Consider the following 13,969-nt stretch of genomic DNA (forward strand, 5'->3'; position numbering starts at 1 on the left):
GCCGGGGCACCGCACCACCGTCACCGGCGGCCGTCAGGTGAGGTCGAACTCCCCGTCGCGGGCGCCCAGGACGAACGCCTCCCACTCCGCCGCCGTGTACCGCAGCACCGTGTCCGGGTCCAGCGACGAACGCATCGCCACCGCCCCGCCCGGGAGATGGGCGATCTCGACCCGCTCCTCGTCGTCCTCGGTACCGGGCGCGCTCAGCCATTCGACATCCGAGATGTCGAGGGCGTACAGCTCGTCCTTCTCCTCCACGCTGCCCATCGGCCACGCTCCCCTTCGTCCGTGCGCCGTACCGCCCCGCACCGGGACGGTGGGACCGGGCGAGGGCCGCCGGTCCGTGCCACTGGAGGGATTTTAGGCTCAACGACACCCCGTTCCGGGGGCTGTTCCACGGAAGATCCCCGACACCCGCGCCCCGGCCCTCCGCGGCCGAACGTCCGTACGGACGCCGCGGCCGATCCGTACGCCTGCCCGGACACCGACTCGTCCGTACGCCGTCCTCGGTCCCTGCGCCCGGCCTCAGTCCATGCGCCGGGCCGTGCCCAGCAGACCCGTCTCCGCGTCCGTACCGCTCGTCATCACCCAGTTCCGTTCCCGGCCCGCGCACCAGAGCGTCACCCCGTCCGCCAGCGTCGGCAACGCGCCGCTCTCCGCCTCCGCGAGACCGAGGATCCGGCCGATCTGCGCGGCCTCCTGCGGAGACACCCGCTGGACACCGACGAGCGTCGCCGCGCGCAGCAGCCGGGGCGCCACCGGGCTGAGATACGGCAGCAGCGTGAGCACCGACTGCCAGGGCGCCGACACCACCCGGCCGCGCGGCGGCCGCATACCGCAGTCCCGGATCACCACGACCGGACTGCCGACCGTCGCCCCCATCGGGGGGACCCGGCCCACCTCGTGCAGGGTGATGCAGTCGAGCCCCGCGCCCGCCGCCTGGGCGAGCGTCGTCCACGCCTGCGGACGGCCGGTCTCCACCACCACCCGCGCGCCGGTGCCCGCCGCGCGCAACGCCATGACCTGGGCCGTCCACAACCCGCCGATCAGCAGGACGTCGTACGGGGTCGACCGGTGGAAGCCCACCATCAGGGCCCGGCCCTCGGCGTCGTCGCCGATGACCACCCCGTCGTCGCCCACCGGCAGCGACAGCGCGCCCAGATCGCCGACGGGCATCGTGTGACCCGGGTGCCGGGGCCCGGCGAGACGGCGCGCGGACCGCGCCGGAAGCAGCCTCATCGGGAACCCCCGAGCGGCAGCGTCGCCAGCGCGCCCGGCAACTGCTCGCGGTCCAGCCGGATCAGGGACACCTTGCCGGTCCTGGCGTGCTGCTCCAGCGTCCGCCGCACCCCTATCAACTCGGTGTCCGAACCGCCCGTCACCCGGACGTGACCCGCCATCGACATCGCTCCCCGGTGCGCGCCCCGCCGAAGCGTCAGGCTGAAGGTGGTGGCGTACGCGGGTGCGGCCGTCAGCAGCGCCACCAGCTTGGGCAGCGGCGCCGCGCCGCGGCCCAGTTCGGGCCAGCGGCCCACCGCGTACGTCGTGTGCCAGCGGTCGTCGCAGCGCCACACGCGGGCCGTCTCCGACGTCCGCTGCTGGGGTACGGCGTCCGGGCGCGACGCCCTGGCGGCCAGCCGGGGGCTGGCGCAGGCGGCCGTGGCCAGGGTGGAGTTCAGCTCCTGCTGGTCGAGGACGACGGCCGAGAACCCGGCCCCGGTCGCCCGGCTCGCCACATGGTCCGCGATCCGCACCAGACAGCGCTGGGCGCCCTCGACGCCGCCGCCGCGCGCCTCCACCGCCTCCCGGCACAGCTCCGGATCGAGCTTCACCGCCACCCAGGTCATCCGGAGCGCGGGGGCGCCCGTCTTCTCCTGCAGCGGGGCGTACGACAGACGGGCCACCGACTGCTGCGGCAGATGCGGCGCCGGGGCGGACCGTACCTGCTGCACCAACTGCACCGAGTCGACGACGATGTCGTCCACCTCCAGCGCGCCGCCCAGCAGGGACAGCGGCAGGGCGCGGGCCCCGAAGGCGGGGCGCAGCGCGGCGCCGCTCGCCTCGATCCGTACCACCGCGGTCAGGAACGAACCGTCGCCCAGCATGCCGACCGTACGACGGCTCTTGTCGACATAAGGACAGGGGCGCAGGCCCGGGACGCCCTCGGCGACCGGGGCCAGCGACGGATCGGTGTCGGCCGGGGCCGGACCCGCCGCCCCCCGGCGCGAACGCAGCGCCATGGCCGTGGCCGCCCAGTCGTGGACCGACTGGCCGCGGCGGCGCAGAAAGGCGAGGACGACGAGGACCGCGGCCACCACCGCCGCGGGCACCAGCCACAGCCCGCCCGCGACCGCCCCCACGGCGCCGATCACCAAGGCGATTTCCACCAGGGCGAGCTGCCGCAGCTGCAACGGGCCGAGCCGGCTCGTCCGGGACAGCGGGCGCAGGGTCGTGGTGGCGGGCGGGGCGGCCGTACGGGGACGCGGTGCGCCCGGCTCCGCCCCGGGGCGTGTTCCCCGGCGGGTACGCCCCCGGTCGTTGCGCGCGCCCCCCGCACGTCGTCCGGGCGTCCGCCCATTGCGTGCGCGCGTCGCCGTAGCCATCGCCGCGATGCCCCCTCGTGTCCGTAATTCCCAAATTCCGGTGGACGTTGACAGGGCGATCACCCTACCTGAGCGGTAAGTCACGAGCCCCAGCAGGCATAGTAGGGGCCGTAACGACGGCGGGCCGATTCGGAGAACCACGGTGAAGCACGGCCCGGTCGCCAAGCGGGGAGAGGGACAAGCGGACAGATGGCATCACGTCGGGACGAACTCAACGCCTACACCTTCGCCAAGCGGCGGTTGATCGCGCAGTTCCTCCAGCCCAATACGACGGGATCGGAGGAAGGCGCTCCCAAGCCACTGCGCGCCGTCGTCCCCGGCGCCATCATCGGTGTGGTGATTCTCGCCGGATTCGGTGCGTGGGGAATGTTCAAGCCGGTGGCGCCCAAAGGGTGGGACAAGCCACGGGAGAACGTGATCATCGCGAGTAAGTCGACCACGCGATATGTGGTGGTGGAAACCGACGGGGAGAAGCAGCTTCATCCCGTTCTCAACATGGCCTCCGCGAAACTTCTGCTGAATCTTGACAAAAGCAAGGTCATCAAGGTCGATGAGTCCGTACTGGACAGCGGGAAGATCCCGCACGGCGCCACCCTCGGAATTCCGTACGCCCCCGACCGCCTCCCCAAGAAGAAGGACGCGGAGAAGCCCAAGCGCTGGGCCGTGTGCGAACGGCCCGGCCAGGGCGGACGGGCCATCCAGAAGGCCGTGTTCGTCCTCGCCGACCGCGAGAAGGGCAAGGTCGACGGCAAACAGCGGCTCACCGGCGGCCAGCTGCTGTACGTCGAGTCCGACAAGGTGCGTTACGTCGTGGACGCCGGCGGTACGGCGTACCCCGTCGCGGACGACGACAACCTGCTGGGCCAGCTCGTCGGCGCGAACCGTGAGCCTCAGAGGGTCTCCCGGCAGTGGCTCGCCACCCTCCACAAGGGCCACCGGATCACGTTCCCCGAGGTTCCCGACACGGTCGGCGAGAACGCGGGCGCCCCGGGCAGCCTCCGGGAGAACGACAACCGCATCGGCATGATCCTCAAGGCCACCGACGGCACCGGGGAACAGAACTACGTCGTGCTCCGGGGACGCGTCGCCCCGATCACCGACTTCACGGCCAAGCTGCTCCTCAACAGCCCCGACCGCGCCATGATCGCGCTGGGCCAGGGGGGACGCGCCACCAATGTCAGCGCCGGCGCCCTGCGGCCGGGCGAGGCGTTCGGCCAGAACAAGAAGTGGCCCGCCGAGGCACCCGCCGCCGTCAACTCGCCCGCGCTTCGTGAGGGCAGCCGCAACACGGTCTGCAGTGTGCTGCGGGAGGTGAACGGGGACGCCACGACCACCCTCAGCACCTGGGCCGGGACCGACTTCCCGGCCGTGCTGCCGACCGGATCGAGCAGCGCCTACGTCACCCCGGGCTCCGGCCTGCTGTACCGCCAGTACACGGGCGCATCGACCGGCGCCGGCTTCCTCTTCCTGCTCACCGACACCGGCCTGCGGTACGCCATGCAGTCCAACAGCGACAGCGCCACCGACGACTCCGGCATCGGGACCACCGAGAAGGAGAAGAAGGAGCAGGCGGCCCAGACCGAGATCGCCCAGCGGCAACTCGGCTACAAGGGCGTGACCCCGGTACCGGTCCCCGCCGTGTGGTCCGCGTTCCTGCCGACCGGACCGCGGCTGTCGATGAGCGCGGCCAACGAGCCGCAGGGCTCATGAGGGCGGGCAGGCGGATGACATCTCCGGCCCGGGGCCGCGCCCTTGCCGTCTGCGCGGCGACGGCGCTCGCCGTGACCGGCGTCCCCGTAACGGCGGGCGAGGCGCACGCGCGCAGCAACACCCAGTGCGAGTACCCCAGCACACAGGAGTACAAGGCACGCCCCTGGGCGCTCCAGCGCGTACTCCTCGACGAACTGTGGAAGCAGTCCACCGGGAAGGGCGTCAAGGTCGCCGTCATCGACACCGGCGTCGACATCATTCACCCCCAGCTCAAAGACGCCGTGGACGCCGAGAGCGGCCTCAACCTCCTCCCGGAGAAGAACGACAAGGGGGAGAAGATCGACCGCGGCGCGGCCAACGGCACCACGGACACCGTCGGCCACGGCACCAAGGTCGCCGGGATCATCGCGGCCAGGCCCGCGCCCGGCACCGGCTTCGTCGGACTCGCGCCCGGTGCCACGATCATCCCGATCAAACAGAACGACGCCGAGGGCAACGGCGACGCGGCGTCGCTGACGAGGGCCATCAACGAGGCGGTGAAGCGGGGCGCCGGGGTGATCAACATCTCTCAGGACACCGCCAACGCCGTCGCTCCCGCCAAGGAGCTGGAGGAGGCCGTCGACGACGCCCTGGAGGAGGGGATCGTGGTCGTGGCGTCCGCGGGCAACGACGGCGCCGGCGGCAACATCAAGAAGACGTACCCCGCCTCGTACGAAGGTGTCCTCGCCGTCGCCTCGACGGACCGCAACAACGAACGGGCCGCCTTCTCCCAGTCCGGCGACTTCGTCGACGTCGCCGCGCCCGGCGTCGACATGGTCACCACGGTCCCGCTCGGCGGCCACTGCGTCGACAACGGCACCAGCTTCTCCGCGCCGTACGTCGCCGGCATCGCCGCCCTCATCAAGTCCAAGCACCCCACCTGGACGCCCCGGCAGATCACCGCCCAGATCCAGCAGACGGCGGAGCGCTCCACCCCGGGCCGCGACCGGCTCGTCGGCTGGGGAGTGGTCGATCCGGTACGCGCCCTGACCGAGGACGAGCGCCCCCTCGAAGAGCCCGTCGCCGACAGCGGCCTGGTCAGGGGCCAGGTCCCCAGCCCGGCCCGCTACGACCTCGGCGAGACCGCCCAGGAACGGAACGCCCGCCTCGCCACCTATGTGGTCATCGGCGGCGGCGTCCTCGTCGCCGTGATCTCCGGTGCCGCCGTCGCCCTGCGAGACGCCCGCCGCCGGACGAGCCGGATGGCGGGCAGCTGAGTCGGGGAGATACCGAGGAGACCCGACGATCCCCGCGGTGACCGCCCCACCACCATGATGAGATGGTTCCGTGCGGCACCCGGGGGGTCCGGAGAAGTGGCGCGTCGGCAAAGCCACTTGGGACTGTCATAGCCAGTCGTTACAGTGGTAAGCGGTCTCTGTTTTCGTGAGGACCGGATCATCACACTGGCAATGTGGTGCAGCAGGAACACAACGGGGAGGAAGGACGACGTGGTCTATCCAGCCGAAGGCGGGGGCGGGCGCAACGGTATCGGTGACTTCGAAAAGGGTTACCTGGCGCTGGCCACCTTCCAGAAGAAGGTGAACACCCTGCTCGCCACGTTCAACAGTGGCGCGGCGGGCAAGTCCAAGGTTTCCCAGCAGACGGTCAACCGCGGCTCCCTGAGCGGACCCGGCGGGCCTTTCGCCGAAGCCGACGGCCTTTTCCACCAGTACAACCGGGTCCACCAGGCCCTGATCACCCTCTCCCGCAGCCTGGGAGACCAGATCGATTCCCTCAACATCGCGGTCCACGCGGCGGACGTCGGCACCGACAACGTCGACGAGGAGCGCCGCGTCCGCTTCGCCCAGATCCGGGCCCGCATCGACCAGCAGCAGGCGGCCGAACGCGAACGCGAGCGCCCGAAGACCGAAGCGCCGAAGAACGGCAACGAGAAGAACGCCGGAACGGAGTGGCGGTGACACATGGCTGACAACGACAAAGAGCCGGAGCTGACCCCCCAGGAGCAGCACGAGCAGGACCTCGCCCGTGTCGATGCCCAACTCGGCATCACCGACGTCGCCCGCAAGGTCACCTCCGTCTTCGGCGGCAACGGCGTGTTCGCCCGTACCGATTTCGAGGGACACACCCTCAACGCCATGATCGACATGGTGGAGAGCGCCAACCCCGCCGACCTGGAGAACGCCGGCGACAACCTCTGGCTGGCCCGCAAGGCCCTCACCGACGCCGCCGAGGAACTCCGTACCAACGTCGGCAAGGTCCACTGGGAGGGCGCGTCCGGCGAGGCGTTCCGCGACTTCGGCAAGGCCCTCGCCGACCACGCCGACCAACTGAGCACCTTCGCGGACATCGCCGCCACCCAGATCCGTGTGGCGGGCACGGGCCTGGCCTCGGTCCGCAGCTCCATGCCGGACCGCGACAACCGCCTCATCAAGCACGACGCCAAAACGATGCCGGTCCCGGAACGGGTCGACACCAACCCCGACTACGTCGCGGCCAAGAAGGTGGAACAGAACCGCCAGGAGGCCATCAACCAGATGAACCGCCTGGCCTCCTTCTACGCCGTCTCGGAGCAGGCGCTGGCGGGGCAGGAGCCGCCGAAGTTCGACAGGGCGCTGAAGGCGGACGTGCCGGCGCCGACTGGCACACGATCCGAGCCGCCCAGTGGACAAGGGTCGGTCGGCACGATTTCCAGCACCCCGGAGACTTCCCGGGTGTCCGAACGCCGATCGGAATCCAGGGTCGGCGAGCCCCCTCGATCCGAGATCGCCGGGGCGCCCCCGCAGAGCGCTCCCGGCCGAAGCCCGTCGATGGAACTCGACAGCCTTGCGCCCCCCGCGGCGCCGCCCACCACTCCGAATGCCGCACCCCCCACTCCGACAGCTCCTGGTCCGGCCGGAGTCCCTCCGGTCGTTCAGACACCGCCTGTGGGGCCTCCGGTGATCGGTGCGCCGCCCAATACGTTCAGGCCCGGACCCGGGACGGGACCGCCGCCGGTCCTCGCCAAGTCCACGACTGGTCCCGGACAGAGCGGCCCGAACCAGGCGACGGCGCGTGGCACGACGGGACAGTCCCATGCGCCCGGGCGTCAGCCCGTCATCGGAGGGCCTCCTTCCGCTGCGGGCGGCCAGAACCCTGTCGGGCGGCCTACGGGGCCCATGGGCCCGGGAGGCCAGTCGTCACCCGTGGGACGGAACCCCATGGCTACGGGCCCGATGTCCGGCGGGCAAGGTCCGGTGACGGGGCGTGGAGGACAGTCGGCGCAGCCCATGGCCGGACGTCCGAACACACCGTCCGCCGGATCGCGCGTCGGTCGTGACGGAATCGTGGGCGGCACTCCTCAGCGTGCGACCGGCGGTTCCAGTGGACCTCGTATCCCTCGGGGGACCATCGTGGGCGCAGAAGGCGCCAACGCTTCGCGTCCCGGTGCGCCCAGGCCGCACTCGGGTGCGGTCGGTGGTGGAGCTCGGAGCGTCAACGGAGTTGTGGGAGCACCCAGGACGGGGACGGGAAGCAACGCGGGATCCCGAGCGGGCCGGGGGAACTTCACCAACGGTGGCGCGGGGCTCGTCGGCGGCCGTCCGGGCAGGAACTCGTCCGACAGGGAAGAGGACCGCCCGGAATCGTCGCGTCCGGACTACCTGACGGAAGACGAAGAGACATGGACGGCGCAACGGCGCAATGCCGGGCCGCCGGTAATCGACTGAGCACTGGGAAGGTTCGGAAGCCACGATGACGGCACGAATGATCCAGACGCGGAAGCGCAGCGCCTCTCGCGTTCTTCGGCGAAGTGTGGTCTGCACACTCGCTGCGGTCTGCGTCTGGGCCGGTGGTGTCCCCGGCACGATTTCAACGGCCGAGGCTGCCCCCGGACCTGCTGATCAGTGGTATCTGGATGCCATGCAGGCGGTGGATCTGTGGAAGGTCAGCACAGGCAAAGGCATCAAGATCGCTGTCATCGACACCGGCGTCAACCCCGCTACGCCTTCCCTGAGGGGACAGGTTCTCCCAGGGGAGGACTTCACCGGAACTCCGGGTGAGGAAACGGACGACTACTCGGGTCACGGGACCACCATGGCTGAACTCATTGCGGGGACCGGTCAGGGAGGTGGCCTTCGAGGCTTGGCCCCCGGGGCGAAGATCATCCCCATGCGTGTTTCCAACACCGAGCTTCAGAACAAGCAGAAGGTGAATGCCCAAGACGTCCCGGATGCCATCCGGGCGGCCGCGGACAGCGATGTGCACATCATCAGCATGTCCATGGGTTCGGAGTTCTCGAACATGGAAACGCGCGCCGCTGTGGAATATGCCTGGAGTAAAGGAAAGTTGTTCTTTGCCTCGGCCGGGAACAACGCCAAGAGGGGAAACAAGCCGGAGTATCCAGCCGCATATCCGGATGTAATCGGTGTTGCCTCCGCAGACCGTAAGGGGACTGTAGCCGAGTACTCTCAGCACGGTGACAACGTTGATCTCGCCTCTCCGGGTAACGATATTCCGGGCTGGTGTGATGCCACATTCAAGTCGTACTGTGACAGCGGTGGCACTAGTTCGGCTACCGCCGTTGCTTCGGCCACGGCGGCCCTGGTGTGGTCCGCCAACCCGAAGTGGACTGGAAACCAGGTACTTCGCGCCCTTATCGACACGGCTGGCCGGAGTTGGGCCAAGGGAACCCGCAGTAATTATCTCGGACACGGTCTGATCAGGCCCGGCCAGATTTTGCTGGACAAGAAGGGCAACCCCGGCGCACCGGACATCAGTCCCCTCACCAACCTGAAGACAGGCGCTCCCGCCTCCTCGGCCCCGCCTTCTGCACCAGCCTCGTCACAACCGCCAAAGAGCGATTCCGTCGGCGGAGCCGCCGTGGCAGGCTCCAGCGAGAAGAGCGAGAAGAACGACAGCAACACCGGCCTCATCATCGGAGGCGTCGTGGTCGTGATCGTCCTCGCCGGGGGTGCCTTCTTCGTCCTGCGACGGCGTGCCGCCTGATCGCGGCCCCTCGCACACCAGCCACTACGCACAACCCCAGAGAAACAACAGGGAAAGGAAGACCGGGATATGTCAGCAGTCCAGAAGGTCGGCGATCAGAGTCTCAAGGATTTCCAGGACGAGATCACCCGGCAGTTCGAGGACATCAAGGGGCAGTTGTCGAGCCTGCAGGGCGTCATCGACAGCCTGGAGGGTTCCTGGAAGGGAATCGGTGCCGGCGCCTTCGATGTGAAGCAGGCCGAGATCAACCAGGGCATGGTGCGCATCGCGAAGCTGCTGCTCAACTTCCAGGAAGCGATCCAGGTCACCCGCACCACCGCCGGTAACACCGAAGACGAGGTCCGTGCCGCGCTGCAGGGCGTCGACGTGGCCGCGGGCTTCTCGGGCGACGCCGGTGCCACCCGCGGTGCGACCTCGAACATCGCCGGCTACTGACGAGCGCCCCTACTCGGCGCACCACAACAGAATCCCTTTTCGGAATGGCAGTTGGAGGACGACTCATGGCACAGGGCAACGACGGCCTTATGCTCGTCACGTACTCGTCGCTGGAGCAGGCGGCGAGCACCATCGAGAAGCAGGCGCAGCGTCTGGACCAGACGCTCGAAGACCTTCAGAGCAAGATCCGCAGCGTCTCCTCCACCTTCGAGGGTGACGCCAAGACGGCCGCCGACGGGGCCCACAAGAAGTGGGACAACGAGACGCGCCAGATCCACAACGCCCTGAAGGGCATCGCCCGCGCGGTCCGCGAGGCGGGCCCGGCGTACCAGGCGGGCGACAAGAAGGCCGCCGGCTACTTCTAAGCGGCAGTCGGACTGGCATCGGGGTGGGCATGCGCGGGAGATGCCCACCCCGATGGCGTCAACTGTTCTTTACTTGTGGTTTGCTGCGGCAGTCTGCTGATTCGCTGACGGCCTTCTGGTAGGCGAGGAGCAGGGCTCTTACGTCTGCCTTTTCCAATTTCCGGCCGTCGCGCGCGGCGATAGATACGTAGAGCCTCATATCCTTCCTGTGCTCAAGTTTCGGGCTGGGGCAATTTACCAGGCCTACCCCCCCGACCTTTGAGTATTCAAAATTCGAACGCCCGCTGAGACTCCTGGCAAGTCCGGAGCCCCAGTGGAGCTGGGCGACATCAAGTGTTGTGGCGCCTTTTGGCTCCCAGTCGATTCGACTGGAGAAGGTGTATTCTCCGTCAACGTCGAACGAGCACCTTACGGATGATCCGTAATCATTTCCGCCTCGGGCCGTTTTGAGCTCATCCCCAGGGGGCAGTAAAGGCTTCAGTAGATGCTGAGGGACCGGAGTGCCGCAAAGCTCGGACGGTACGGTGTAGACCTGCTTCTTTTCTTCCGTACTGCATCCGGAAATTACGAGCGTGAGAGATGCGATTACTGCTAGTGAAGGCGTGCGGTGTTTAGGTGTCACGCTTTACGCCGATCGGTTGTGTCGGTCGGTTTCATGTGCCCGCAACCTCGGTAGTCAAGTCATCTGCCATTCTGCTGGAATTGCTCGAAGCGTCGTTGAAGCCGTCCTTTGCGCCAGTGCTGGCCCAGTCCCCAACCTGATGTTGATAGTTTGTGTCATATTTTTCTGCAGCCTTCTCGGCTGCAAGTTTGGAACGGGCCGTGCTCTCTTCCAGGCTTTCTTCCCAAGAATATGACGAACTCTTGGCGGCGTCCTGCAACGCATTCGTCCCGGCCTGCTGGAAAACGTGCTCCAGCACCAGGCTGCTGACGGTCCCCGCCGCGCCTCCGACCAGTGCTCCCACCAGTGGGGTGGCGACGAAGCTGACGCCGACGCCGACTCCTGTGCCTACCGCTCCCGACCAGGCGTTCTTCTGTTGGGCGATGGAGTTCTGGAAGTCTTGTACTTCCTTGCCCGCAGGGCCGAGAACCGCTTCCTGCTGGCCGATGGCCAGGGCGCCGTCGACCTCTGCCGCTCTGCGTGAGATGAGCTCCACGATGTCCTCGGGGGGATGCGGATACCGCAGATCCTCGGGCAGGTTCGGGTCGAGGTGGCGTTCCATGAGGTAGCCCGTATAGGCCGCCTGGCCGACCTGGATGGCCGCGTTGGCCTCGGGGGACTGGCCCAGGGTGACCAGGAAGCGCGTGACGTCCGCGTGCGACAGGTGGGCCGTGCTGCCCGTGATGGGGAAGAGTTTGTCGCTGTTGCCGAAGGTGTCGTTGGACGCCGCCCTGTTGATGTCCGGCAGGTACTCCGACGCGATCTGGCCGATGCTGTCCGCCATCTGCATATGGTCGGTGAGCCGCTTGGGGTCGTCACTGATCGACGCGACGAGCTTCTGCATCAGATCGGTCTGCTGGTCCGTATGCGGCGGGGTGTCCACGGTCGGCATTTCGCCCGCCGGGTGGCCCGTCGTCGCGGCCTCCAGGGCCAGGGCCAGGGCGTCGCGGCCTCCGGGGGTGTCCTTGGCCGAGTGGTCCATGGGCCAGCGGCGCTCCTCGAAGAGGTAGTCGAAGTTGGAGAGCTCGACCTTGTTCCCCGACTTGTCCTTGAAGCCGTGGTCGTCGGTACCGGTGAGGAATGTGTCCCCGAAGAACTCGGTTGCCGCCGCCGGGCTCGCGGAGAGGCCCTGGAGGTAGCCGGTCAGGGGGTCGACGCCGGAGTCCGTGCCCGTGTAGTTGAGTACGGGGGTGACGTGCGCCCAGTTGAAGGCGGTCTGCCGGCCGTTGTCGCTGTGGCGCCGCTCCTCCGCCATGAGCGCAGTGCCGTAGTCCGTGAGGAACTTGTCGTCGTAGTTGCCGAAGCGCATGAGGTTGCTCATCACCTGGAAGCCCGTGGGGGACGCGAGGCCGCCGCCGAGCCTCTGGCCGCCGAGCTCGATCATGTCGTCCTTCCACCGTCCCATCGCGGGGGTGTCGCTCTGTGTGGCGGTGGCGAGGGTCAGACTCAGATGCTTCTGCAGATCGTCGTAGTCGTCGCGGTGGGCACGCCAGACGTCTCCCGCCCGGTGGTCGGTGGCGAGACCGGCCCACAGCTCGACCATCCCCTTGGGCCCGACCGCGGTGGCGAAGCGTTCCGCGAACAGTTCGTCCTCGGCGTACCGCTTCAGCCCGGCGTTGAGGGCGGCGAACCGTTCGGGGGTGAGACGCTCCGGGTTCCTGGCGATCTCCGCCAGCCGGTCGGCCGCCTTCAGCGCGTTCGCGCCCGCGTCGCGGTCGATGTACGCGGCGTCGGAGAATCCGTGATCGGTCTGCGCCACCAGGGCCTTGAGTACCCGGGCGGCGCTGTCGTCGATCTCGGTGGCCTTGTTGAGGACGGCCTGGATCTCGTCGCGGAAGGCGATGGTCTCGTCCGGGGTGTTCGCGGGCGACCCCGGGGCCGCGGCCCCGCTCCGGTCGGCGGGGGTGGCGATCCTGGTGACCGTGAACCCGCCGACCGCCGTGGGCGCGACGGTGATGTTCTTCGCCCGGCAGCGCTCCACGACCTCCTTGAGGTTCCGCTGGCAGGTTTTCAGCTCGTCACAGGTGTCGCGGAGGATGTTCCGGATCGAGGTGGCCTGGGTGTGGGCGTCCGCGAACTCCCCGGCGGTCTTCCCGATGAACTGACGGGACACGGTCGCGTTCACGCCCATCCAGTTCGCCGCGTTCGCCTTGTCGCGCAGCCCCGTACGGGCGTCCCTCTCCAGTCTCTCCAAATTGCCGACGGCCTTGTTCCAGTCGCCGACGGCAAGGTCGAGCAGTTCGAACCCGGTGTTGTGTAATGCGGTGAAGTTCATGAAGGAGACCCTGTGTCCTGTCTCGTGCGGTCGATGACGGTCTCTCGCCGGCACCCGTCCCGGCTCCGGCCTCGAAGCGGCAGGGCGCCGCAGGATCAGCTGGCCTGCTGCCCGGCTTCCCCATCGGCCCCGGCTTCCCCGTCGGCCCCGTCGGCCTTGTCGGCCTTGTCGGCCTTCGTCTCGTAGACCCCGTTCGGCTCCCCCTTCGGGGCGTACTCGTCGTCGAAGCCCCGGTCCAGCTCGTAGATGCTGCTCATGGACCGGTGGATCCACTCGTCGTCGTCCCTGTGCGTCTTCTGGCTGAAATCCATATGGTTCGAGATATGCGCACAGGCGTCCATCAGGGACTTGAGCTGCTTGTCCCAGCGCTCCGCGACCCGGTCCAGGGCCCCGCCGATGGCGAAGTCCCGCGACGCCAGGTTCGCGGCGGCCTTCTCGGTGCCGGGGATCACGGCCTGCCGTGCCTCGGGCCATAAGCGGTGGTAGAGCTTGTACGCGTGGTCGCCGACGGCCGCCAGATCGGTGTCGGTGACCTCCAGATCGCCCGTCCTCGCGGCGGGCATGCGCTCGTCGTCGGGGAGGCCGTTGAGCCGCATGCCGGTGGTGTCACGTTCCGCCGCGGACGCCTTGAGCCGGTCCCATTCTTCCCATGCCATCGATGGTTCCCTCCTGTGGCGACGCCGGTTCGGCGGTGCGCCGGAATCCTGTCGGCCCGAGCCCGTGATGAGCCGCCTCGGCGTCGGCGACCAGTAAAACGAGCCGGTCGGCCCAGGGCTTCGGAGAACCCGCCGTGGACCGCGAAGTCGGCCGGAGAATGGCGCAAAGCAGGGGACGGGCCGGGGCCGCGACAGCTAACTGTCGCGGCCCCCGCCCGCAGGACGTAACCTATGTGGAAACGTCAGTGGAAAAGACCGCCCGGCAAAACGACGTATTCCGG

Annotated in this window: 12 protein-coding genes; 7 read left to right on the top strand and 5 right to left on the bottom strand. The window is 68.5% G+C overall.

What is annotated here, in order from left to right; translation table 11 throughout:
* Positions 1-33: 33 nt before the first annotated feature.
* The 3 genes from ACFXG1_RS18890 to eccE all read right to left on the bottom strand — a co-directional run bounded on the left by ACFXG1_RS18890 (position 34) and on the right by eccE (position 2,603).
* The gene (locus ACFXG1_RS18890; RefSeq protein ID WP_384712562.1) at positions 34-267 is read right to left on the bottom strand and encodes a DUF397 domain-containing protein; all 234 of its coding nucleotides are present in this window, start codon (positions 265-267) and stop codon (positions 34-36) included.
* Between the two features lie 258 nt (positions 268-525).
* Positions 526-1,239, bottom strand: a complete 714-nt coding sequence (locus ACFXG1_RS18895) for a hypothetical protein (protein ID WP_384712564.1) — start codon at positions 1,237-1,239, stop codon at positions 526-528.
* On the bottom strand, positions 1,236-2,603 hold the full coding sequence (gene eccE, locus ACFXG1_RS18900; protein WP_384712567.1) for a type VII secretion protein EccE: 1,368 nt from the start codon (positions 2,601-2,603) through the stop codon (positions 1,236-1,238). Before eccE ends, ACFXG1_RS18895 begins: the two co-directional genes overlap by 4 nt.
* Positions 2,604-2,792: 189 nt before the next feature.
* Here eccE and eccB point away from each other — a divergent pair, with 189 nt between their 5' ends.
* From eccB to ACFXG1_RS18935, 7 genes are all read left to right on the top strand, one after another.
* Positions 2,793-4,313: a type VII secretion protein EccB gene (gene eccB / locus ACFXG1_RS18905; RefSeq protein ID WP_384712570.1), complete on the top strand. Its 1,521-nt coding sequence runs from the start codon at positions 2,793-2,795 to the stop codon at positions 4,311-4,313.
* A 14-nt stretch (positions 4,314-4,327) separates the two neighbouring features.
* On the top strand, positions 4,328-5,569 hold the full coding sequence (mycP, locus tag ACFXG1_RS18910; RefSeq protein WP_384712573.1) for a type VII secretion-associated serine protease mycosin: 1,242 nt from the start codon (positions 4,328-4,330) through the stop codon (positions 5,567-5,569).
* 231 nt (positions 5,570-5,800) lie between these two features.
* Positions 5,801-6,271, top strand: a complete 471-nt coding sequence (locus ACFXG1_RS18915; protein WP_384712576.1) for a hypothetical protein — start codon at positions 5,801-5,803, stop codon at positions 6,269-6,271.
* Between the two features lie 3 nt (positions 6,272-6,274).
* Positions 6,275-8,017, top strand: coding sequence for a hypothetical protein (locus tag ACFXG1_RS18920; RefSeq protein WP_384712580.1), 1,743 nt, complete (start codon positions 6,275-6,277; stop codon positions 8,015-8,017).
* 25 nt (positions 8,018-8,042) lie between these two features.
* Complete coding sequence (locus tag ACFXG1_RS18925; protein ID WP_384712583.1) at positions 8,043-9,296, top strand: S8 family serine peptidase; 1,254 nt, start codon at positions 8,043-8,045, stop codon at positions 9,294-9,296.
* A gap of 69 nt (positions 9,297-9,365) precedes the next feature.
* Positions 9,366-9,731 carry a WXG100 family type VII secretion target gene (locus ACFXG1_RS18930; RefSeq protein ID WP_384712586.1) on the top strand — a complete coding sequence of 122 codons (366 nt, stop codon included), beginning with the start codon at positions 9,366-9,368 and terminating at the stop codon, positions 9,729-9,731.
* Positions 9,732-9,796: 65 nt separating this feature from the next.
* A complete protein-coding gene (locus ACFXG1_RS18935; RefSeq protein ID WP_384712589.1) occupies positions 9,797-10,096 on the top strand; it encodes a WXG100 family type VII secretion target in 300 nt (99 codons plus the stop codon).
* A 653-nt stretch (positions 10,097-10,749) separates the two neighbouring features.
* On the opposite strand, the gene ACFXG1_RS18940 is transcribed toward ACFXG1_RS18935, so the two are convergent.
* Positions 10,750-13,032, bottom strand: a complete 2,283-nt coding sequence (locus ACFXG1_RS18940) for a hypothetical protein (protein ID WP_384743695.1) — start codon at positions 13,030-13,032, stop codon at positions 10,750-10,752.
* Positions 13,033-13,127: 95 nt separating this feature from the next.
* Positions 13,128-13,688 carry a hypothetical protein gene (locus tag ACFXG1_RS18945; protein WP_384743698.1) on the bottom strand — a complete coding sequence of 187 codons (561 nt, stop codon included), beginning with the start codon at positions 13,686-13,688 and terminating at the stop codon, positions 13,128-13,130.
* Positions 13,689-13,969: the final 281 nt, after the last annotated feature.

It is taken from the genome of Streptomyces sp. NPDC059248, assembly GCF_042753905.1.
GTDB lineage: Bacteria > Actinomycetota > Actinomycetes > Streptomycetales > Streptomycetaceae > Streptomyces.

Bases quoted from the DNA above. Each gene is read 5' to 3' on its own strand.
- ACFXG1_RS18890 (WP_384712562.1), bottom strand. From the start codon at position 267: ATGGGCAGCGTGGAGGAGAAGGACGAGCTGTACGCCCTCGACATCTCG.
- ACFXG1_RS18895 (WP_384712564.1), bottom strand. From the start codon at position 1,239: ATGAGGCTGCTTCCGGCGCGGTCCGCGCGCCGTCTCGCCGGGCCCCGG.
- eccE (WP_384712567.1), bottom strand. From the start codon at position 2,603: ATGGCTACGGCGACGCGCGCACGCAATGGGCGGACGCCCGGACGACGT.
- eccB (WP_384712570.1), top strand. From the start codon at position 2,793: ATGGCATCACGTCGGGACGAACTCAACGCCTACACCTTCGCCAAGCGG.
- mycP (WP_384712573.1), top strand. From the start codon at position 4,328: ATGACATCTCCGGCCCGGGGCCGCGCCCTTGCCGTCTGCGCGGCGACG.
- ACFXG1_RS18920 (WP_384712580.1), top strand. From the start codon at position 6,275: ATGGCTGACAACGACAAAGAGCCGGAGCTGACCCCCCAGGAGCAGCAC.
- ACFXG1_RS18925 (WP_384712583.1), top strand. From the start codon at position 8,043: ATGACGGCACGAATGATCCAGACGCGGAAGCGCAGCGCCTCTCGCGTT.
- ACFXG1_RS18930 (WP_384712586.1), top strand. From the start codon at position 9,366: ATGTCAGCAGTCCAGAAGGTCGGCGATCAGAGTCTCAAGGATTTCCAG.
- ACFXG1_RS18935 (WP_384712589.1), top strand. From the start codon at position 9,797: ATGGCACAGGGCAACGACGGCCTTATGCTCGTCACGTACTCGTCGCTG.
- ACFXG1_RS18940 (WP_384743695.1), bottom strand. From the start codon at position 13,032: ATGAACTTCACCGCATTACACAACACCGGGTTCGAACTGCTCGACCTT.
- ACFXG1_RS18945 (WP_384743698.1), bottom strand. From the start codon at position 13,688: ATGGCATGGGAAGAATGGGACCGGCTCAAGGCGTCCGCGGCGGAACGT.